The 20,018-nt window shown below is 56.9% G+C and carries 19 protein-coding genes and 3 pseudogenes; 10 read left to right on the plus strand and 12 right to left on the minus strand.

The genetic code is table 11. The annotated features are described in order from the left end of the window. Positions 1-138: 138 nt before the first annotated feature. The gene (locus tag NLK58_RS01105; RefSeq protein WP_341581841.1) at positions 139-657 is read right to left on the minus strand and encodes a DUF2141 domain-containing protein; all 519 of its coding nucleotides are present in this window, start codon (positions 655-657) and stop codon (positions 139-141) included. A gap of 103 nt (positions 658-760) precedes the next feature. Then, positions 761-1,015: pseudogene (locus NLK58_RS01110) on the minus strand (IS1182 family transposase); the annotation flags it as partial. A gap of 36 nt (positions 1,016-1,051) precedes the next feature. On the opposite strand from NLK58_RS01110, the gene NLK58_RS01115 reads away from it, so the two are divergent. Next, positions 1,052-1,267 carry a response regulator gene (locus NLK58_RS01115; protein WP_341581843.1) on the plus strand — a complete coding sequence of 72 codons (216 nt, stop codon included), beginning with the start codon at positions 1,052-1,054 and terminating at the stop codon, positions 1,265-1,267. Here NLK58_RS01115 and NLK58_RS01120 read toward each other — a convergent pair. The 3 genes from NLK58_RS01120 to NLK58_RS01130 all read right to left on the minus strand — a co-directional run bounded on the left by NLK58_RS01120 (position 1,249) and on the right by NLK58_RS01130 (position 4,695). Next, positions 1,249-3,900 carry a mechanosensitive ion channel domain-containing protein gene (locus NLK58_RS01120; protein WP_341581845.1) on the minus strand — a complete coding sequence of 884 codons (2,652 nt, stop codon included), beginning with the start codon at positions 3,898-3,900 and terminating at the stop codon, positions 1,249-1,251. The two genes, NLK58_RS01115 and NLK58_RS01120, sit on opposite strands and share 19 nt — an antisense overlap. A gap of 33 nt (positions 3,901-3,933) precedes the next feature. Next, complete coding sequence (locus tag NLK58_RS01125; protein ID WP_341581847.1) at positions 3,934-4,152, minus strand: hypothetical protein; 219 nt, start codon at positions 4,150-4,152, stop codon at positions 3,934-3,936. Positions 4,153-4,344: 192 nt separating this feature from the next. Further along, positions 4,345-4,695 carry a nuclear transport factor 2 family protein gene (locus tag NLK58_RS01130; protein ID WP_341581849.1) on the minus strand — a complete coding sequence of 117 codons (351 nt, stop codon included), beginning with the start codon at positions 4,693-4,695 and terminating at the stop codon, positions 4,345-4,347. A 234-nt stretch (positions 4,696-4,929) separates the two neighbouring features. On the opposite strand from NLK58_RS01130, the pseudogene NLK58_RS01135 reads away from it, so the two are divergent. The 4 genes and pseudogenes from NLK58_RS01135 to NLK58_RS01150 form a co-directional block, all read left to right on the plus strand. Beyond that, positions 4,930-5,064 (plus strand): annotated as a pseudogene (locus tag NLK58_RS01135) (IS1380 family transposase); the annotation flags it as partial. Between the two features lie 82 nt (positions 5,065-5,146). Further along, positions 5,147-5,263: pseudogene (locus NLK58_RS01140) on the plus strand (IS110 family transposase); the annotation flags it as partial. Between the two features lie 398 nt (positions 5,264-5,661). Next, positions 5,662-5,913, plus strand: a complete 252-nt coding sequence (locus tag NLK58_RS01145) for a type II toxin-antitoxin system Phd/YefM family antitoxin (protein ID WP_117616886.1) — start codon at positions 5,662-5,664, stop codon at positions 5,911-5,913. Further along, positions 5,910-6,164 (plus strand): Txe/YoeB family addiction module toxin, encoded by a 255-nt coding sequence (locus NLK58_RS01150; RefSeq protein WP_341581851.1) that lies wholly within the window; start codon positions 5,910-5,912, stop codon positions 6,162-6,164. Before NLK58_RS01145 ends, NLK58_RS01150 begins: the two co-directional genes overlap by 4 nt. Before the next feature lie 266 nt (positions 6,165-6,430). Here NLK58_RS01150 and NLK58_RS01155 read toward each other — a convergent pair whose 3' ends face one another. Next, positions 6,431-7,129, minus strand: coding sequence for an NrdJb (locus NLK58_RS01155; RefSeq protein ID WP_341581853.1), 699 nt, complete (start codon positions 7,127-7,129; stop codon positions 6,431-6,433). Positions 7,130-7,156: 27 nt separating this feature from the next. Next, positions 7,157-9,295: an adenosylcobalamin-dependent ribonucleoside-diphosphate reductase gene (locus NLK58_RS01160; protein WP_341581855.1), complete on the minus strand. Its 2,139-nt coding sequence runs from the start codon at positions 9,293-9,295 to the stop codon at positions 7,157-7,159. 447 nt (positions 9,296-9,742) lie between these two features. On the opposite strand from NLK58_RS01160, the gene NLK58_RS01165 reads away from it, so the two are divergent. Continuing rightward, positions 9,743-10,552, plus strand: coding sequence for a DUF6160 family protein (locus NLK58_RS01165; protein ID WP_117616890.1), 810 nt, complete (start codon positions 9,743-9,745; stop codon positions 10,550-10,552). Between the two features lie 63 nt (positions 10,553-10,615). Here the strand turns inward: NLK58_RS01165 and NLK58_RS01170 are convergent, their stop codons facing one another. The 3 genes from NLK58_RS01170 to NLK58_RS01180 form a co-directional block, all read right to left on the minus strand. Continuing rightward, the gene (locus tag NLK58_RS01170) at positions 10,616-11,410 is read right to left on the minus strand and encodes an ABC transporter ATP-binding protein (protein ID WP_341581858.1); all 795 of its coding nucleotides are present in this window, start codon (positions 11,408-11,410) and stop codon (positions 10,616-10,618) included. Between the two features lie 9 nt (positions 11,411-11,419). Then, the gene (locus NLK58_RS01175; RefSeq protein WP_117616892.1) at positions 11,420-12,322 is read right to left on the minus strand and encodes an ABC transporter permease; all 903 of its coding nucleotides are present in this window, start codon (positions 12,320-12,322) and stop codon (positions 11,420-11,422) included. A 65-nt stretch (positions 12,323-12,387) separates the two neighbouring features. After that, a complete protein-coding gene (locus NLK58_RS01180) occupies positions 12,388-13,362 on the minus strand; it encodes an ABC transporter substrate-binding protein (RefSeq protein ID WP_117616893.1) in 975 nt (324 codons plus the stop codon). A gap of 246 nt (positions 13,363-13,608) precedes the next feature. Between NLK58_RS01180 and NLK58_RS01185 the strand changes: the two genes are divergently transcribed. Then, positions 13,609-15,276 (plus strand): AMP-binding protein, encoded by a 1,668-nt coding sequence (locus NLK58_RS01185; protein WP_341581862.1) that lies wholly within the window; start codon positions 13,609-13,611, stop codon positions 15,274-15,276. A gap of 134 nt (positions 15,277-15,410) precedes the next feature. After that, entirely contained in the window at positions 15,411-15,896 is a 486-nt protein-coding gene (locus tag NLK58_RS01190; RefSeq protein WP_117616895.1) for a thioesterase domain-containing protein, read from the plus strand. A 26-nt stretch (positions 15,897-15,922) separates the two neighbouring features. Here the strand turns inward: NLK58_RS01190 and NLK58_RS01195 are convergent, their stop codons facing one another. Both NLK58_RS01195 and NLK58_RS01200 read right to left on the minus strand, forming a co-directional pair. Continuing rightward, a complete protein-coding gene (locus NLK58_RS01195) occupies positions 15,923-17,611 on the minus strand; it encodes an iron ABC transporter permease (protein WP_117616896.1) in 1,689 nt (562 codons plus the stop codon). A gap of 162 nt (positions 17,612-17,773) precedes the next feature. Beyond that, positions 17,774-18,790 (minus strand): Fe(3+) ABC transporter substrate-binding protein, encoded by a 1,017-nt coding sequence (locus NLK58_RS01200; protein WP_341581866.1) that lies wholly within the window; start codon positions 18,788-18,790, stop codon positions 17,774-17,776. A 187-nt stretch (positions 18,791-18,977) separates the two neighbouring features. On the opposite strand from NLK58_RS01200, the gene NLK58_RS01205 reads away from it, so the two are divergent. Both NLK58_RS01205 and NLK58_RS01210 read left to right on the plus strand, forming a co-directional pair. After that, positions 18,978-19,256, plus strand: a complete 279-nt coding sequence (locus tag NLK58_RS01205; RefSeq protein WP_341581868.1) for a PilZ domain-containing protein — start codon at positions 18,978-18,980, stop codon at positions 19,254-19,256. Positions 19,257-19,279: 23 nt separating this feature from the next. Beyond that, positions 19,280-19,930 (plus strand): hypothetical protein, encoded by a 651-nt coding sequence (locus tag NLK58_RS01210; protein WP_227539388.1) that lies wholly within the window; start codon positions 19,280-19,282, stop codon positions 19,928-19,930. The last annotated feature ends 88 nt before the right edge of the window (positions 19,931-20,018 follow it).

Consider the following 20,018-nt stretch of genomic DNA (forward strand, 5'->3'; position numbering starts at 1 on the left):
CAGGATGCCCGAAAAATGATTTCAATAATGCGGGCAACCTCTGTCTCGCCCCACTTGATCTAAAGAGTAACAACCGTGAATGGGTGTGCTGGATTGAAGCAGGAAAGCAAAAACCTCCGGTGTTCACACAACAAGCACTCAGTAATTCAAGCTGATGGTCAGATCCAGGTTTCGCCCATCGTACGGAAAGCTGGCGGCATCGAACGAAGGTGCACCCATAAAGGCTTTTGCGTCGTTTGAAAAACCGTAGCCTTCCGTGGGGATCCCCAGCCAGTTGGTGCCAAGTTTGCCGTCCAAATCTTCATCATGAATGACGGCAAGCGCATACGTTCCCGGCGGGATGTCTTCAAAGTCGCAACGCGCCTGCGTATCCCGAACTTTTATTATCATGATATTGCTTGCGGAGCGCAGAAACTCAGTAGGAAAACCCTCTGGTGATTCGAAAAGCGCGCAAGCTACCGCTCCAGCGCTGTTTCTGATGTCCAGAATCTTCACGTGAATTCCGGGGCATGGTGATTGGGCCAGGGTGAGGGTGGCAAGACTCGCAAACACCAGCCCTGCACACCATGCTATGCACCGAACTCCGCCGGAGACCTGCAATTTCAGATCCTTGACCATGGAGGCCACTGCGGACTTCTGAATGATTGACTCATTCATGATTTCCTCACAGCTACGATCTGCTTAGTCTGGTTGAATCTGCCATTGGACGTAACTGTCCATAATTCGCCAACTTCTCAATACTATGCGCCAGACAGTATAGCTGCCCCTGGCCCATCCTTGGGCGGTTCGTCTTTAGGAAATGGTCCACTTTCTTCAAGGATTCGTCCAGGGAGAGGGCGGTCTTTGCCCGGCGGATATCCCGGTCCAGCTCAGCTTCGGTTTCGGCTTCATCCCGTTCGTGATGTTCACGCCGATTGTGGCGAATCAGTTGTATCAGCTTGTCCCGCTTTTCGCCCAGCTCCTTGAAGGTACCGAACCATTCCTTGGCGGCATTGGAAGACATCTTTAAGCCGTCGAGGCACTGCGCACTCTTGATTACGATGTTATCCTCATGGATATATTCATGCCGGAGATGGGCGGCCTGGAAGCTACGCGAATTATTCGTAATGCCGGCAAAATGAACGGCAAGCCCATTATTGCCCTGACGGCCAATACCATCCCTGGAGATCAGGAAACGTTTCTCAAGGCCGGAATGGACGACTATCTGGCCAAGCCGGCAACCAAGGACGAGTTGCTACTCATGTTGAGTCACGAGTCTGTGCTCTGAGCGCCGGTTATTATGTGGATATCCCGCTGCGGGAACGGAATCTGAATGCCCGCCTCGCGCAAGGTCCGGGTGATGGCGGCATGCAGCTCGTGAGAGACTGGCATGATGTCGAGCATGGATTTCACGAACACCCTCATTTCAAAGTTGATGCTGCTGTCCGCCAGTGCCACGCAGAACACCGCCGGAGGCGGATCCTTGACCACCCGGCTGTTGGCCGTGGCGACATCGTTGAGCAGACTCTGGACCGTGTCGATATCCGAACCGTAGGCCACGCCCACCTGCACGATGACACGGGTAATGGAATCCGAGAGTGTCCAGTTGGTGAGATCCTGAGTCACAAAGGTCTTGTTGGGAACAATCTGTTCTTTCCGGTCCCAGTCGATCAGCGTGGTTGCCCGGATACGGATTCGCGCAACGGTGCCGGTTTTTCCACCCACGGTCACGGTATCACCCACACGAATGGGCCGCTCGAACAGGATAATGATGCCGGAGACAAAATTGGCAACGATTTCCTGCAACCCGAAACCGAGCCCCACGCCCAGCGCAGCGACCAGCCACTGAAGCTTGGACCACTGGGCGCCAAGGGCACCGAAAGTCACCACAACACCAACGATGATGATCACGTAGGTGACCAGTGTGGTGATGGCATAGCCAGTGCCCGGCGCGAGCTTCATTCGGCTGAGCACCGCCACTTCCAGGGTGCCGGGAAGGTTACGGGCCGCCAGAACCGTTGCCAAACCGAACAATAACGATAGCAGCAGATCTTCCAGTGTTACCGCCAGGGCCTGGCCCCCTTCGGTCAGGGGCGCAACGGTCCAGAGGGTGATTTCATTCAAGAACCGGAAGGCGGGAAAGACATTGGCCCAAAGCAGCCAGAGGCCGACGGCGATCAGCGCCCCAGCAAGTATCCGCAACAACGCCTTGCTCTGGCTGCTGATGGCCTGCAAGTCCATCTCCGGCATGTCCAGCGTCGTCGGCAGCCCCTCTCCGGATGCATCGGCGGCTTCTCTTGCCGCCGCCAGTTCCTGCTGGGCGGCGCGTTTCTCTCTCAGCCGCTCAAGCGCCATTCGCCGTTCCCGCACCGACAGTGCTCTCAGGGCCAGGTAGTAAAGCAGGGCGACGATGGCCACCCAGCAGGCAGTTATAAACAGGGTGCCCTCAAGCTGGACCGCTGTGTAATGGTAGCCATAGAGCGAGAACCCCATGAGAACGAGTGGTGTGGCGACAACAGCCAGATAGATCAGCCATGACATCAGGCGCACCCTGCCGTCCACATCTCGCGCCAGACCGGGTTTCAGAACCCGGTGGGCGAACAGCGACAGCGCGATGGACGCCAGTGCGAAGATGACACGGCCAAGACTGTCCCGAAACGACTCTCCGATGGCGGCCTCGGTCAAGGGGGTCAGTATTGCCGCTGGCACCATAACAACCATGAGCCTGGGCATACCGCGGCGGATGGCCTTGAGGGTGTCGGCATGCCACTTGAAGTGACGCTCGCCAAGTCCGCCGGAACGGGCAACCTGGTAAACCATGCTGAGCAGAAAAAACAGAAACGCGGCGTTCCCGAGCCCCGTGGACAGGGCCGCGCCAAATTCTCCCCCCTGCGAGACCAGTAATGCCAGAAACACCAGCGCAACTGTGCCCATCAGAGCCAGGATGATGGAGTAACCCAGGCCCGCAAAGGTATGGCGGAAGCGATCCCGGGCGACGTTGCCAATATTCTCCCCTGCCGCTGCCAGCGCGTGCCGGGCCCTGGCCCTGGTGGCCACAAACCCTGCCAAAAGTAATGTCAGTACCACCAACGGAACCGGATGGGTCCGCAATGCCTTCGGCGTTGATTGCAATAGCTCGTACCACTGGGTGGGGCTCAGCAACCACCCGGTGGCGGCGGCCAGCTCTGGGAAAGACTGAACGCGTATGGGCTCGGTGCTGGGCAGCCAGAACAGTCGCTGCCGCAACAGGGATTGATAGGCGATAATGAGTTCCTGGGTGGCATTGACCGACACAAAATAGTTATTCAGTGCTTCAAGATGGGCCGTTACGGCTGTACCGAGTTTCGCCAGAAGGTCCGCCCTGCGCTGAGCCAGGCGATTATTGGCTGTGGCCGGTGGCCGCAGGAGGGCATCGAATTCCTCCAGACGGAACTGCTCCATGCGTGCCGCTTCCAATTGGCTTTTGATGGTCGCCGTCAGATTGTCGGCCAGGTGCTGCCGTTCCAGCCGGTCCAACCGGCGGCGAAGCAGATTGGCGTACTCTTGGGTCAGATCCAGGCCGGCGGTTTCAAGCCGCCGTTGCAGCCCCTGGTACTCAGCATCCAGTCGCTCCCGCCAGGTTTCGGCAAAGGCAAGTCGTTCCCGTGTATTCTCCAGTGCCTGTTGCCGCTGTGTCAGCGCTTCCTCCAACGAACGAATCTCTGCCTGGATACCCGACCGGGACTCTGACAACGCATCAATCGCCACCGGTGCGGGCGTTTCCGGAGCCTCCGGAACCTCGATAGGGGAAAGCTCAGGCATCACGGGCTCAGCGCTGTCTGCCCCCTGTGCAAAACCTGACAGACTCAACGCTAAAATCAGGTACGCGGAAACAGCGCAATAACGCCCCGCAGTGCCATGCTGAGTTCGTTTCTTGGCCATCAGCTTTCTCGCTCACTAATCAAGGCTGACTTCCTACCCGGCTTCTGGCGGCGTAAACAGCCTGTACAGGCAGGGTATGATAATCAACGACAACACGGTGGACGCCAGCAACCCGAATATGACCGCAAAACACAATGGGCGCCACATTTCGTTACCGATCGCCAAGAGAAGGCTCGCCAGCAGAATCAGTGCCTGACGGAAGGAGCCAAACAGCAATACCAGCACACCGAAAATCTGAATGATCGCCACCACGAGTGCGGTCCCAGCGGAGTCAAACGTTTCCGCGGCTTCTTCGGTTTCGCCGCCTACCGAGTAGCTGTATCCATCCGGCCAGTCTGCCTGAAATTTGTCCGGCTCAGGCCGGAGCCCGTTGATAATCTCTGTGACCGGACGGTCTTCGTTCTTGGCCAGGACGGGAAAAATAGATCTGTCCCGGTTTTTCCCTCACCTTGGCCGATATAGCTCCGAGGTGTCAGCAAATATCCGATAGTCGCAGACCAGACATTCTTTGAATTTCAGAATGTTTGCAAAGGGTATGGTGAGGGTAGAGCCATCCTTACGGGTATAGGTGACGGTACCTTGGCAGATGGAGCCGTCCTCCACCTCCCAGGATTCCGAAAGGCTGTGAGACACGGCTTCGATGGAGGCGAAGAAGCCGGCAACAAAATCACGCACCGCCTCCTTGCCACAAACGGCAGGCTGATTGCCGAACGAGAAGGTGCAATCTTCAGTTAGAAAACCGGCGAAGGCGGTGGCATCCTGGTTATCAATGGCCTGGAACAATTGGGAAAGCATAGTTTCAACGGACTCTTTGAAAAGTGGTGCATGAATGCCTGGAACCAGATAGTTCTGTTTGCCGGAGTTTGTAGAGCCTGAAGTGATTCGCCCCACAAACAACGACAAAGACCATCTTGAAAGATCCCTGGTCCCCAGCCCGGATTTCTCATAAAGGGATAAAAGAAAACGGCGGAAAGTACTATAATTTCAAGGTGCTACACACGGAACCAACACCAACCGCCGCTATCCAAAATGATACCTGGAAAACTGACCTTCTCGCCACTGTCCCGCCGCCAGATTGAAGCCGGTTCTTCCGGCGGCCATATCACCTCCGATGCCGGATTGCTTCCGCTTCGCGAAGTCGATAAACAACACCGCCTGACACAACCCTGAATCCGTCACTTCGCACGGCTTGAATTGCCTGCAAAGCCCACAATAGCAAGGCTCCGGGAGGTATAATGGCACCTAACTCATCAAGTGCAAGGCGGAATCCGCTGGCAAGGGCTATGGCACCCAGGGCAACAAGATCGGCAACGCCCATCCGAAGTGGGCGTTCATGGAGGCTGAGGTGTTGTACCTGTGTGGCCCCACAACCTGGGCACGTTGCCGATACCCCGAAAGAAGCCAAAACTGGCTTCCAGTATGGAAGACCATCTTTCTGGCCTTGGCCATCACCGGTAACAAAACCGCAGCGAAGCGGAGGGTACGGCATCCGGTGCATGGCTTGGTGTACGCCCAGCATGGGCATGAACTAATGGGGTGAAAGTCCCCTGTGGGAAGATCACCGCTCAGTCGGTGAAGCCATCATTGGGGTAAGCGGAGCTAATCGGCCATTTTACTTTAAACATTTCCGGGAAACGCCCTGTGCGGTCCCGCATGCAGGGTGTTGTGGGGGCTGAGGGTTAGATACCCTCGGCTACCCGATTAAATCCTTTTATGTACGTTATTCTGCACAGGAACAACATTCTGTACAGGAGCAACCTCATGGATGCCATTAGCTACACAGCCGCTAGAACCAATCTAGCAAAAACCATGGAGCAGGTCTGTGAAGACCATTCTCCTGTGATCATCACCCGGAGCAAGTCGCAATCCGTGGTCATGATCTCTCTTGAGGACTATGAGGCGTTGCAAGAGACCGCATACCTCCTGCGCACACCAAAGAACGCCCGTCGTTTGCTGGAATCGGTTGCCGAACTTGAGCAAGGCGGTGGTCAGGAAAAGGAACTTCTTGAATGAAACTCATCTTCTCCGAGAACGCCTGGGAAGACTATCTGTATTGGCAGAAAACTGACAAAAAGATCCTTAACCGAATCAACAAGCTGATCAAAGAAACCAAGCGCGGACCATTTGAAGGTGTCGGTAAACCAGAACCGCTCAAGCATAGCCTCGCTGATTACTGGTCCCGCCGAATTAACGAAGAACACCGCATCGTTTACAAGGTCACGGATGATGCTTTGTTCATTGCCCAGCTGCGGTACCACTACTGATTTAACATTTGTATCATGGTCTCGGTGACCGTTTTTCCGCGACCACTATTTCAACACGAAATTACGTTCAACTTAGCCGAAAAGCGCGTAAGTTCAAAGTCTTGTGGCCGAATTTTGTCTCAAAGTGGCCGACAAAAACGGTCGTTACGATCATTTTTTGCCGCAATGCTATGAGTCGTTCCGGTCGTTGGTAAAAACAATCACTCCAAACAAAAAGGCCCGAAGCTTTCACTCCAGGCCTTCTCGCCACTTATAGGTCAATCACCTCAACCGCACTTACTGTCGCCACAAGACAGGCAGGTCGCACACCCGTCCATCACGATCACCGCCTTGGTGCTGCATTTGCCGCACATGGTGGCATTGGGCGGGTAGTCGCTGGCTCTTTCGTCGTTCGTGGCCGTGCTGTGGCTGGCTTCGAACTCGGCGCGTTTTTCGGCGAGGATGCGCTTGGTGGTTTCGCTCATTTCCTCGCTTTCCAGCAGGCCGATGGCCTTCAGGTGCTTTTCGATCACAGCGCCGATTTCAGCCACCAGGGAGGGCATGAACACGCCGCCTTTCTTGAAGTAGCCGCCGTTGGGGTCGTACACGCTGCGTAGCTCTTCCACCAGGAAGGTCACGTCGCCACCCTTGCGGAATACCGCAGAGATTACGCGGGTGAGGGCGATAACCCACTGGAAGTGTTCCATCGACTTGGAGTTGATGAACACTTCGTACGGCTGCCGGCTTTCGTGGTCGGTGCCTTCGTTGAGCAGGATGTCGTTGATGGTGATGTACATCGCATGCTCGGCGATCGGCGGCTTGATCTTATAAGTGGTGCCCAGGAGGAAGTCCGGCCGCTCGATGTATTCGTTCATCTGAACGGGTTTGGCTTCCGCCTGCACCGGTGCCGGGTGTTCGATGGTGGCTTCTGGGTCGGCTTTCTTTACGCGGTAGCCGACGATTTTGTTGCTGATTTTAACGGTCATGTTCGTTGTCCTGTGTCGGTTCCCGGGTCAGTATTTGCCGTAGGTGCCTTCTTTAAGCGCGTCAAACAGGTTGGCGGCGTTGTGGATTTCGCCGTCGTACTCTACCTGTTCGTTGCCCTTGAGGGTCACCTTGCTACCGTCGTCCAGGGTGAACTCGTACATCGTGTTCTCCAGGTCCTTTTCCTTAACCAGTACGCCCTGGAAGGCTTCCGGGTTAAAGCGGAAGGTGGTGCAACCCTTCAGGCCCTTGTCGTAGGCGTAGAGGTAGATGCCCTTGAAGTCCTGATAGTCGAAGTCTGTCGGAACGTTGGCGGTTTTGGAAATCGAGGAATCCACCCACTTCTGGGCAGCGGCCTGAATGTCTACGTGCTGCGCCGGCGTTACGTCGTCAGAGGTGGTGAAGTAGGGCGGCAGCTTTTTGTCGTCCTCTTCGGAGAATGGCATGGCGCCCGGGTTCACCAGGTGGCGGTAGGCCAGCAGCTCGAAGGAGAATACGTCGACTTTTTCCTTGGTCTTGCGCCCTTCGCGGATGATGTTGCGCGCGTAGTGGTGCGAGAAGCTCGGCTCGATGCCGTTACTGGCGTTGTTGGCCAGTGACAGGCTGATGGTGCCGGTGGGCGCGATGGAGGTGTGGTGGGTGAAGCGGCCACCTTTTTCGGCCAGTTCTTCCACCAGCTTCGGCTCTACGTTGGCAATCTGCTGCATGTAGCGGCTGTATTTGGCGTGCAGGATGCGGCCTTTGATTTTGTCGCCCAGTTTGTAGCCGTCTTCAGACAGCTGCGGGCACTTGCCCAGCATCTTCGGCGTTACTTCAAACTCATCGTCCATGATCGGCGCCACGCCTTTCTCTTCGGCCAGGGTGAGGGACTGGCGCCAGCCTTCCACGGCCATTTCACGCACAACTTCTTCAGTGAACTGTACGGATTCTTCAGAACCGTAGGGCATGCGCAGCATGGCCAGGGTGGAACCCAGGCCCAGGATGCCCATGCCGTGGCGGCGCTTGTAGGTAATCTCGTGGCGCTGCTCGGCCAGCGGCAGACCGTTGATCTCTACCACGTTATCGAGCATGCGGGTGAAGATGCCCACGACCTTGCGGTATTTCTCGTAGTTGAAGCTGGCCTTGTCGGTGAACGGGTAGTCCACAAACTTGGTCAGGTTCACGGAGCCCAGCAGGCAGCTGCCGTACGGGGGCAGGGGTTGTTCGCCACAGGGGTTGGTGGCGCGGATGTCTTCACAGAACCAGTTGTTGTTCATCTGGTTGACCTTGTCGATCAGGATGAAACCCGGCTCGGCGTAGTCGTAGGTGCTGGTCATGATGGTGTCCCAGATGAACTGGGCTTTCAGGGTGCGGTAGATGCGGCAGGCAACCTTGCCCTCATCGTTAATTACATAGCCTTTCTGCACCGGGAAATCACGGTAGACAAACCGGCTTTCATCGCTCAGGTCCAGTTGCTCGTCTTCCACTTCTTTTTCGGTAACGGGGAAGGAGAGGTGCCAGTCGTCGCCGTTGCGCACGGCTTCGATGAAGTCTTCGGTGATCAGCAGGGAGAGGTTGAACTGGCGCAGGCGGCCGTCTTCACGCTTGGCCTGGATGAAGTCGATGACATCCGGGTGGTGTACATCAAACGTGGCCATCTGGGCGCCGCGGCGGCCACCGGCAGACGACACGGTGAAGCACATGCGGTCGAAGATATCCATAAACGACAGCGGGCCGGAGGTGGTGGCACCGGCGCCGGCCACGTAGGCGCCTTTCGGGCGCAGGGTGGAGAACTCATAACCGATACCACAACCTGCCTTGAGGGTAAGGCCAGCTTCGTGGTTCTTTTCCAGGATGTCGTTCATGGAGTCCTGAACCGTGCCGGAAACGGTGCAGTTAATGGTGGAGGTGGCCGGCTTGTGCGCTTCGGCACCGGCGTTGGAGGTAATCCGGCCGGCCGGAATAGCGCCGTTCTGCAGGGCCCAGATGAAGTTCTTCATGTGCTGGGTACGTACGGATTTGTTTTCCACCTCGGCAAGGGCTTTGGCAACACGTTCGTAGGTTGCGTTGATGTCCTTGTCCACGGGCTCGCCGGTCTTGGTCTTCAGCTGGTACTTGCTGTGCCAGATGTCGATCGAGGCTTCCTGCATCGGGATTGTTGTAACCACTGCCTGTGCCTTAGCGTTCATTGCCGCCCTCTGTCTTCCGGTATGTCTTCTTTTGATGGCGCCCCCTTGTGCCGGCGGCGCCATACCCCTTTGAATTCGTGCATTGGGCCTGGGCCCTGTTTTCTTTTTAACCACTATATATGGGTTTATTCTTTGATGAGTATAACAGGATATAGTGTTCTGTGAATAAGAACGCAACTATTGACAGACGCTTCCAGGCAAAGAAAATCAATCAAAACCGGCTTGAAAAGGGGAAATTTTTTCTAAAACAGCGATTTGGATGAAAAGGTTCAAAACCACTACATGTTGTGGTTAAAAAACCGGTCAGGCCCTAAGCGATTAGAAAAGTCATACAAATTGTGACACCTGCACGTACCCGGTCTGAACGTGTCGCTAAAGTACTGATGTGGTGTCGAAAACTGCAGTGGCCCACAGGATGTGACAAAGACTAAAAACAAGGAAACAAAAATGAAAGGCCTGAAACCTACCTTGCTAGCGCTCTGCGTTGCGGGTGTTCCACCTGCAGCCATGGCCGAGATCCACAGTCTGGATGATTCAGCGATGGGCATGATCACCGGCCAGGCCGGTGTGACCATTGAGCTGGAAACCAAGCTGAACATCGATCGCTTCATCTATACCGATGAAGGGTCGCTGGAGGTCAATAATATCTTCGTGGGAGGTGCCAACCGAACCGACATGTTTTCCGAGATGAATCTGAACCTCAATGGTCAAGCCAATGACCGGCTGGATAACATCCGGATCAACATTGATATTGCCCGGGACGGTGACGCCATCATCAACCTCCTGCCGATCACTTTCAACGCCGTGGATTTTCGGATGAGCACGGGCGCCTGGAATCTGACCGGAACCGGAGGCAGTACGACCATTCTTGATAACTTCAATATGGACATGCTGATTGGCTCCGGCACCATCCGGATCGATACCGCGACGGACAAACTCAACCTGCTCACGGATATCGCGATTGACGACATGGATTTCGACGTGCCGTTTCTCGCAATGGGCATCCGGGATCTTGAGCTCACCGGGGCAGATTATGATCTGTCTGCACCGCAGCCGCTGAGGGTGTTTGCGAACGTGGAGCTGGATATCTACAAGGCCGCCAACGCAGCCGGTACAGAGGTGCTGGCTGTGGATATGGAAACGTTCGAGGCAGACATGAGAATTGGTGGGGTGCTGATTGGTGGCACATCCATCGGCTCGGTCGCGCTGGACAACCTGGCGATATCCAATACCGCCATGCGTATATACGGGCACTGAGTGTTTCCAGCAAAAAACGGGGCCGAACAAGGCCCCGTTTTCCGCTTCCCTGCATGCATCAGTCTAGCCCAATAGCAGGCTGTCGTCGTCCACTTCCAGCCCGCGCTGTTTCTCGAACAGGCCGAGCAGGTCTTTCACCTCAAGGCCTTCGCGGTCTCGTCCTTCGATATCAAACACGACCTGGCCCTGGTGCAGCATCACGGTGCGACTGCCAACTTCCAGTGCCTGTTTCATGCTGTGGGTCACCATCAGGGCGGTGAGTTCCTGTTCCTCGATGATCTTTGTAGTGAGTTCCAGTACGAAAGCAGCGGTTTTCGGATCCAGAGCCGCGGTGTGTTCGTCCAGCAGCAGAATGCTGGAGGGGGTCAGGCTGGCCATCAGCAGGCTCACGGCCTGGCGCTGGCCGCCGGAGAGCAGGCCCATTTTGTCGCCAAGGCGTTTCTCCAGGCCCAGATTGAGGGACGAGAGGCTGTCCCGGAACTGTTCCATGTACTGCTTTTTCACAGCGGTGGTCAGGCCCAGGGGCTGGCCCCGTTTGATGGCGAGGGCCAGATTTTCCTCAATAGTGAGGCCTTCACAGGTGCCGGCCAGTGGGTCCTGAAATACCCGGGCAACGCGGCCAGCCCGTTTATGGGTGGGCAGTTTGGTCACGTCCAGGTTGTCCACGATGATCTGGCCAGTGTCGACCAGCACTTCGCCGGCCAGGGCATTCAGAAAGGTGGATTTGCCCGCGCCGTTGCTGCCAATCACGGTTACAAATTCGCCCTGGTTAACCGTCAGGCTCATGCCCCGGAGCGCGGGGTTTTCCAGCGGTGTGCCTTTGCCAAAGGTCAGCCGGAGATCGGTTGCACTGATCATGTTGCCTCCTCAGGCCTTGTCGCGCGTGAATTTGCTAACCACGGAATTGCGCACGCCCGGCAATACGATGGCCAGGGTCACAAGCACGGCGGTAATCAGGTTCAGATCCTGGGCCTGCAGCCCCAGCATGTCGGCGTTCAGTGCGAAGGCGATGGCCAGGCGGTAAATAATGGCACCCGCCACGCAGGCAATCAGCGCCCGAAGCACCGAGGAGGGGGTAATAACCGCTTCGCCACCAATCAGGGAGGCCAGGCCGATTACGATCACGCCCACGCCCATGGTGACGTCCGCTGCGCCCTGGCTCTGGGCGAACAGGGCGCCGGCGAGGCCCACCAGGCCGTTGGAAAGTGCCACGCCGAGGATGATCATGGCACCGGTAGCAATGCCCTGGGCTCTTGCCATGCGCGCGTTGGCGCCGGTGGCGCGCATGGCCAGACCGGTTTCTGATTTCATGAACCGCCACAGCAGCACCAGGGAAATGGCGATCACGATGATAAACAGCACCACCGGTACCTGATGGTAGGCCAGCCCCAGGTCATACCAGGGTGTGAGTACGGTTTCTTCGGTAAGCAGCGCCACGTTCGGGCGGCCCATGATGCGCAGGTTTACGGAGTAAAGCGCGATCATGGTGAGGATGGAGGCCAGCAGGTTCAGGATTTTCAGCTTTACGTTCAGGATGGCGGTTACTGCGCCGGCCGCCATGCCGGCCAATACGGCGGCGCCAGTGGCCAGCCAGGGGTTTACGCCGTCGATTATCAGGATCGCAGCCACTGCGGCGCCCAGCGGAAAGCTGCCGTCCACTGTGAGGTCGGGAAAATCCAGAACTCGGAAGGAAATGTAGACGCCAAAGGCCACGAGGCCGTATATCAGGCCGGTTTCGATGGCGCCGTAAAGGGCAATGTCACTCAGCATGGTCGGGTATCACCATTAATGAAAACGGGCGGCCCCTTGTGAGGGCCGCCCGTGGGGTTCAGGGGTTACTTGGCGCTGTCGATGACTTTTTCGGCTTCAGCAACCAGCGTATCGGACAGGGTGATGCCCATGCGCCTGGCCGCTGTCGGGTTAACGAACAGGTCCAGTTTTTCCATGGTTTCTACCGGCATGCCGCCGGGTTTTTTGCCGTCCAGTACCCGGGCGACCATCATGCCGGTTTGGCGACCGTGATCGTAGTAGTCAAACCCGAGGGCAGCGACAGCTCCGCGCTGAACGGTGGCGGTGTCAGCGGCGAAAACCGGGATGTCCGCCCGTTCGCCGACGGCAATCACGGCTTCTGCCGCGCTGATCACGGTGTTATCGGTAGTCAGGTAAATGGCATCGGCCTTGCCCACCAGGGAGCGGGCGGCGCCCAGCACCTCGGAGGTTTTGGTGGCGGCGGCTCTCTCCAGAGTCAGCCCCCGGGCTTTCAACCGCTCTTCCAGCAGGTTAACCAGAGACACGGCGTTGGCTTCGCCCGGGTTATAGACGGTGCCGATACGTCTGGCATCTGGCATCACACGCAGGAGCATATCCAGGTGTTTGTCGATGGGCAGCATGTCGCTCACGCCGCTGATGTTGGCGCCGGGGGCTTCCAGGCTGCTGACCAGCTTGGCGCCGACCGGATCGGTAACCGCCGAGAACACCACTGAGGTGTTGCGAGCCGCCGCGGCCACGGTTTGCGCCGAGGGGGTTGCGATGGCAACGATCACATCGGGTTGTTCTCCGATGAACTTGCGGGCAATCTGGGAGGCAATGGCGGCATTGCCCTGAGCGCTCTCGTGCATGATGGTGAGATTTTCACCTTCCTTATAGCCACGCTCTGCGAGTTCGTCTTTCACGCCCTGGTAGACGGCGTCCAGCGCCGGGTGCTCCACAATCTGTGTGATGGCGACAATGCGGGGTTCCTGTGCCTGAACGAGGGTTGCCATTGCCAGCAGGGTGGCACCAAACAGGGTGCGCAGGGTTCTCTTGGCCATATGCCCATCTCCGGGTAGGTTAACTGGTATGTTGCACTTCAAAAAGGAGCGGAAGTTTACCACAGGCACAGGGTTTGAGGGCTACTGAACTTGCGGTAAACCGGCTCCCGGCTTGACGTAAATAGGTGCAGTTGAAAATAATTTCGCTTGTTTCACGTTTTGACGCCGCAGGTTATGTTGAAATACCCTACGAAAGTCTAATAATAAGTCATCAATAACTCGAATAATGAACTACAAGGAAGGTCCATGGACACAACAAACAAGCTTCCCCTGGATATGGTCTGCCACTGGGAAAAATCCAAGACCAACTCGCTGTATATGACGCAGCCCATCGGGAACGGCAAAGTGGTGGAGTATACCTGGGGCCGGGCAGTGGATGAGGCAAGGCGCATGGCGTCTTACCTGAAATCCCTGAACCTCCCGGAGAAGAGCCGCATCGGTCTGATCTCCAAGAACTGCGCCCACTGGATTATGACCGACTGGGCTATCTGGATGGCCGGCCATATTTCGGTGCCGCTGTATCCCACCCTGAACGCAGATACCGTGAACTACATACTGAACCATGCGGAGTGCGACGTTCTTTTTGTCGGCAAGCTGGATGACTGGGACATGATGAAGCCGGGTGTGCCGGAATCCGTGCGCTGCATTTCTTTCCCGCTGAGCCCGCCCAACGATTTTGAAACCTGGGACGACATCGTTGCCAAGTACCCGCCCCTCGAGGAGGACGTGCACCGCGATGCGGATGAGCTGGCCACTATCGTGTATACCTCCGGAAGCACCGGCAAGCCCAAGGGCGTGATGCTCAGTTTTGGCAACATGGCCTTTGCTGCGGAAGGCGGCATGGAGGTGCTGGGTGTCGGCTCCGAGGAGCGCATGTTGTCTTACCTGCCTCTTGCTCACGTATTCGAACGGACCTTTGTGGAGCTGGCTTCTCTTTATGCCGGCTTCCAGCTCTTTTTTGCCGAGTCGTTGGAGACGTTCGTGCAGGATCTGCGGCGTGCCCAGCCAACGCTCTTCCTGTCTGTGCCGCGGCTGTGGGTAAAGTTCCAGCATGGTGTGCTCCAGAAGCTGCCGAAGAAGAAGCTGGACCGGTTGCTCAAGATTCCGGTGGTGAACAAGCTGATCAAGAAGAAGATCCTGAAGGGCCTTGGCCTGGACAAAGTCAAGTTGGCGGGAAGCGGGTCTGCACCGCTCGCCAGCGATGTGCTGGAATGGTATCGCAATCTGGGCCTGGAACTGCTGGAAGGCTACGGCATGTCTGAGAATTTTGCCTACTCGCACATGAGCAAACCTGGCCGCTCCCGGATCGGTTACGTCGGTGAATCCCTGCCCGGTGTCGAGACCAGGATCAGCCCAGAAGGCGAGATTCAGATCAATAGCCCGGCAACCATGATGGGTTACTACAAGGATGAGGAGAAGACCCGCGAAGCCTTCACTGAGGACGGTTTCCTGAAAACCGGTGACAAGGGTGAGATTGACGAGATGGGCCGCCTGAAGATTACTGGCCGTATCAAGGAAATCTTCAAGACCAGCAAGGGCAAGTATATTGCTCCGGCACCCATCGAGAACCGGCTGATGTCGCACGATGCCATTGAGATGGTGTGTGTCTCCGGCGCCAATCAGACCCAGCCACATGCGCTGGTTATGCTGTCCGAGGAGTCCCGGCCGAAGATGGCTGATGAAGCCTTCCGCAAGGAAATCGAGAAAAGCTTCAGGCAGCTGATCGCCGATGTGAACAAAACGGTGGATCCCCATGAGCAACTGGCTTTCATCACCGTTGTCAGCGAAGAGTGGTCCATCGAAAACAGCTTCCTGACACCGACCATGAAGCTCAAACGTAATGTGGTTGAAGATGCCTACCAGGAAAAAGTGGACAACTGGTATGCGCAGCGCCAGCCCGTTATCTGGCAGTAAACATCTGCGGTTGTTTTTCGGACTGTAATCAGGCCCGGCTTTGCCGGGCCTTTTTCATAGTGGAAAAACCGACGTTAGTCGCATAGGGAAAAGGAATAAGCCGGCCTAAACTGGAACGATATCAGGAGGATGTTATGAGCCAGTTGTCTCTTTTCCAGAAACGTATCCACGACGAGATTCCTCTGTCTCGGGCGCTGGGGATTAAACTGCATTCGTGGGACGGCCATTCTCTGCTGCTTAGCGCGCCTTTGGAACCCAACCGCAACCATCAGGGCACCGGGTTCGGCGGCAGTATCTATTGCGCCGCGGTCACCGCCGCCTGGAGCCTGACAGAACTTGCACTTTGGGATCTGGGGTTGCGAGGGAATGTGGTGGTCCAGAGCGGAAACATTGATTACCTGGAGCCGGTCAGTTCGGATTTTTACGTAATCTGTCGCCTGCCCGGTGATGAGGTGCCCGGGCGTTTCCGAAAAAGCCTGGCGCGGCACGGCAAGGGCCGGCTGGACCTCACGGCCGAGGTGTTCTGTGGCGAACCCAGGGCCATGCCGGAGGTTGAACCCGTGGCGGTCTTCCAGGGACGGTTTGTGGTGCAGGATGTGGAGTCACGGATGAATTCCTGATGCCCTGAACCTTCAGGGCCCGGCTTTCAGGCAATCGAGCGGGTGTTGGAGATTGACCGGCTCATCAGAATAATCGGGATGATGCCCGCCAGAACAATGATCAGGGCGGGCAGGGCGCTGTGGTACAGGCGCTCATCAGAGGCAAACTGGTACACGTAGGTGGCCAGGGTCTCAAAGTTGAACGGCCTGAGAATCAGGGTGGCCGGCAACTCCTTCATACAGTCCACGAAAACCACCAGCGCAGCCGTCAGCAATGTTCCCCTCAGCATGGGCAGGTGAACCTTTACCAGGGTTTTACCGGGGCTGTGGCCCAGTGAGCGGGAAGCCATGTCCATACTGGGTGTGATCTTCTGCAATGCACTTTCCACGCTGCCTGCGGAAACCGCCAGGAACCGCACGGTATAGGCAAACACCAGGGCAAAGGCCGATCCGCTGAGCAACAGCCCGGTGCTGATGCCGAAGAAATCCCGCATCAGGCTATCCAGCCAGTTGTCGAACCCGGCCAGGGGCACAATCACACCCACCGCCAGTACCGCACCGGGCATGGCGTAGCCCAGGCTGGAGAGACGCATCAGTATCTGCATGCCCCGGGTATTGTGCAGGCGGCGGCTGTAGGCAAGGGTAATGCCGATCAGCAGGGTTGTCAGCGCAGCAGTGCCAGACAGAAACAGGCTGTTAAAAGTGTTGCGGATAAAGTCCGGGTTCCAGCTTTCACCAAAGTATTCCCAGGCGTAGAGACCGAGGGTGGCACCGGGAATCACAAACCCGAACAGCACAGGCAACGCGCACACGGCCACGCAGATCATCTGGCGCGGGAGCGACATGGTGAAACGGTGGATCGGTTCCCGGTTGTCCCGGGCGGCGTATTGCTGTTGGCGCCTGCGGGAATAGCGTTCGAGGGTTACCAGAATCACCACGAAGATGAGCATGGTGGTGGCAATCTGGGCGGCGCCGCCGAGGTTGCCGAGATTCATCCAGGTATCGAACAGGCCGGCGGTGAGGGTTTGTACCGCGAAGAAATCGACGGTGCCGAAATCGTTCAGGGTTTCCATGAGTACCAGGGAGAGCCCTACGGCAACTGCCGGGCGAGCTATGGGCAGGACTACCTTGAAGAAGGTGCTCAGGGCCGAGTGGCCAAGGCTGCGGCTGACAGCAAACAGGGAGGGTGACTGCTCCAGGAACGCAGCCCGGGCCAGCAAATACACATAGGGGTAGAGCACCAGGCCAAGCATGAGCGTGGCGCCTTCCAGGCTGCGGATTTCCGGGAACCAGTAATCGGAGGCGTTTTCCCAGCCAAACCAATCCCTCAGGGCACCCTGGATCGGGCCGGCATAATCCAGCAGGCTGGTGTACACATAGGCGATAACATAGGCCGGTACCGCGAAAGGCAGAAGCATGGCCCACTCGAAGAACTTGCGGCCAGGAAACTCGCACATGGTCACGGCCCAGGCGGAGGCCAGGCCAATGGCCAGGGTGATTGCGCCCACGCCTGCCATCAGTTGGATGGTGGTGATCAGATAGCGGGGCAGTGTGGTTTCAATAAGGTGTGGCCAGATATTCTCTTCGGGAGAAAGCGCGAGAAAGATAACCGAGAGGACCGGCAAGGCAACAATGGCGGTGGTCAGCAAGGCGCTGATAAGCCATTTGCGAGAGGTGCGCTTTGCCAGCAGGGGCTGGGATAGCCCGGGGTTAACGCTGGTTGCGGCCTCGCTCATAGCTGTCCTGTGTGTGAATGGGTGTGCTGTCCGTTTGAGGGGTGCAGATTGTAGACACCTGGCCTGATGCCTGCAATGACTGGCGTCATGGTTGGCCCCGGAAAGAACGGGGGAAAGCAGGGCGGAGGGTGGCGGAACCACCCCCGCCCGCCATAAAGAGGCTTATTCGCCGTCGTAATCGACCCGGTCAACCAGTTTGACTGCGGCTTCGCGGTTTTTGGCGATTTCCTGCAGTGAGAGGCTGTCCGGGTTGATCTCACCCCACTCGGCCACCAGCCCGGTAGGCTTTACTTTCGGGTTAGCCGGGTATTCGGCATTGGCCTCTGCATAGATGCGCTGGGCTTCCGGTGACGACAGGAATTCCATCAGCTTGATCGCGTTTTCGCGGTTGGGCGCGCTCCTGGTCAGAGAGATGCCACTGATGTTTACGTGGGTGCCGCGGCCTTCGGCGTTCGGGAACACCAGGCGCACCTGCTCTGCGATCGGACGCTGATTCTCATCCTGCAGCATGTTGCCGTAGTAATAGCTGTTGCCGATGGAAACATCGCAAACGCCTTCGGCAATGGCCTTGATCTGGTCGCGGTCGCCACCCTGGGGTCTGCGAGCCAGGTTGTCTTTCACGCCAGCGAGCCACTTCTCGGTTTCCGCTTCACCGTGGTGTGCGATCATGGCAGAGATCAGCGCAATGTTGTACGGGTGCTTGCCGCTGCGGGTGCAGATGCGGTTGTCCCATTTGTCGTCTGCCAGTTGTTCGTAGGTAGTGATTTCACCTTCTTTAACCCGCTCTTTGGACACGAAGATCAGGCGGCCGCGGGTAGTCAGGGCGAACCACTTGCCGTCCGGATGGCGCAGGTTTTCAGGAATGTTGTCTTCCAGTACCTCGTTGTCGACACTCTGAACCAGATCCCGCTCGACCAGTTCGTTGAGGCGGGAAATATCGACAGTCATTACCACGTCAGCCGGGCTGTTGCGGCCTTCACGCTCAAGGCGCTCGGCCAGGCCCTGTTTGGCAAATACCACATTGCTCTCGATGCCGGTTTCCTTTTCAAACGCACTCAGTAGCGGTTTAAGCAAATAGGCCTGGCGGTATGAATAGATGTTTACTTCGCCGTCAGCAGAGGCGGACATCGGCATGGCAGTGAGGGCGATTGCGGCGGTTGCAGCCAGTTTCATTCGCATAGTCGCATCCTTTTGGGGTGGTGCTGAATGTTCGGCCCATGGCTGAGATCCACGGGTTTTTAAAAACGTCAACCATTCTCATTTGTATTAAGTGTGTAGTCAATATCTCCTTTGGCATATTTTCCTGAAAATGGTGTTATGCTTCGGAAGGCTATAAAAACTATGCAAAAAGTAGTGGAAACCGCAGATGGCTGGGAACGATCGAAGAGAGCATATGCGCACTACCATGAGCGCGAAGGTAAAGCTGGTCCATGAGGAGCTTGGGGACTTCATATTCTCAACCCGCGATATTTCCGATGGCGGCGTATTTGTCGTCGTCGACACGGAGCCTTTTGCACCGCGGATCGGCGACAAGGTGGCCGTGCAGGTGCAGGGCCTGCCTGTGCCGGCTCCGGTGCTGGATATGGTGGTGGTGCGCAAAACCAATGACGGTTACGGCCTTCAGTTTGATCAAAATGGTAACTGATAGGCGGATTCCCGAGGCCCGTTGTGGATAATGAGCGGGCCAACGAATTTGCTGTCAGGGAATGCGCCAGCCAGATGATCTTTTCAGTCTTCTTCAGAGCTTACAAGCCAGTTATCGCAATTCTCATCGCGGCATCCATGCCGGGGTGTGCCAGCTATTATTCGCATTTTGCGATGTTTCCTGCGGAGAATTCCTCCGGCGAATCCAGACAGGTACGGCTGTCCTGGCAGAGTGCTGAGTATCCTGGCTGGTGGTTTGCCCGCAACGAGGCTACGTCGGTAAAGGTTGAGACCCAGTGCAGCGACCGGGTCTGGCGTGTGCGGGATGGCGACGATGCGGATGCCGGTTCCTGCAGCACCGGCATCCGGGCCTGCGGGGAGAGCGGCATGGACCTCGTTGCCAGGACAGGAAAACCTGCCACGGAATCCACCCGGTGCATGGCGATCAAGGCGGAGGATCCCGGTGCCCGTATCCCGGATGTTGGCGGAAAACTGGAATTGCTGGTTTCCTGCACGCCGGCCGTTGTTACTGAAGGTTCTGGTGACGAGTCGCGTAACCTGGATTACATCCGGGCGTCGTCGGTGCCCTACACCGTCTACGTACGCAAGGCGCCCCGTGGCGCCATGCACGCACGGCCGCCAGAGTTCGACGAAATGGCATGTGACGCTGAGTGACACTTTCTGACGTTGATGTGTGACCATCATCACATTGCTACATTTTGTTTCCTCGTGAACATTATCGTTACGCTTTGTCTCATTTGAG

The sequence above is a fragment of the Marinobacter metalliresistant genome (assembly GCF_038098645.1).
Classification (GTDB): Bacteria; Pseudomonadota; Gammaproteobacteria; order Pseudomonadales; family Oleiphilaceae; genus Marinobacter; species Marinobacter metalliresistant.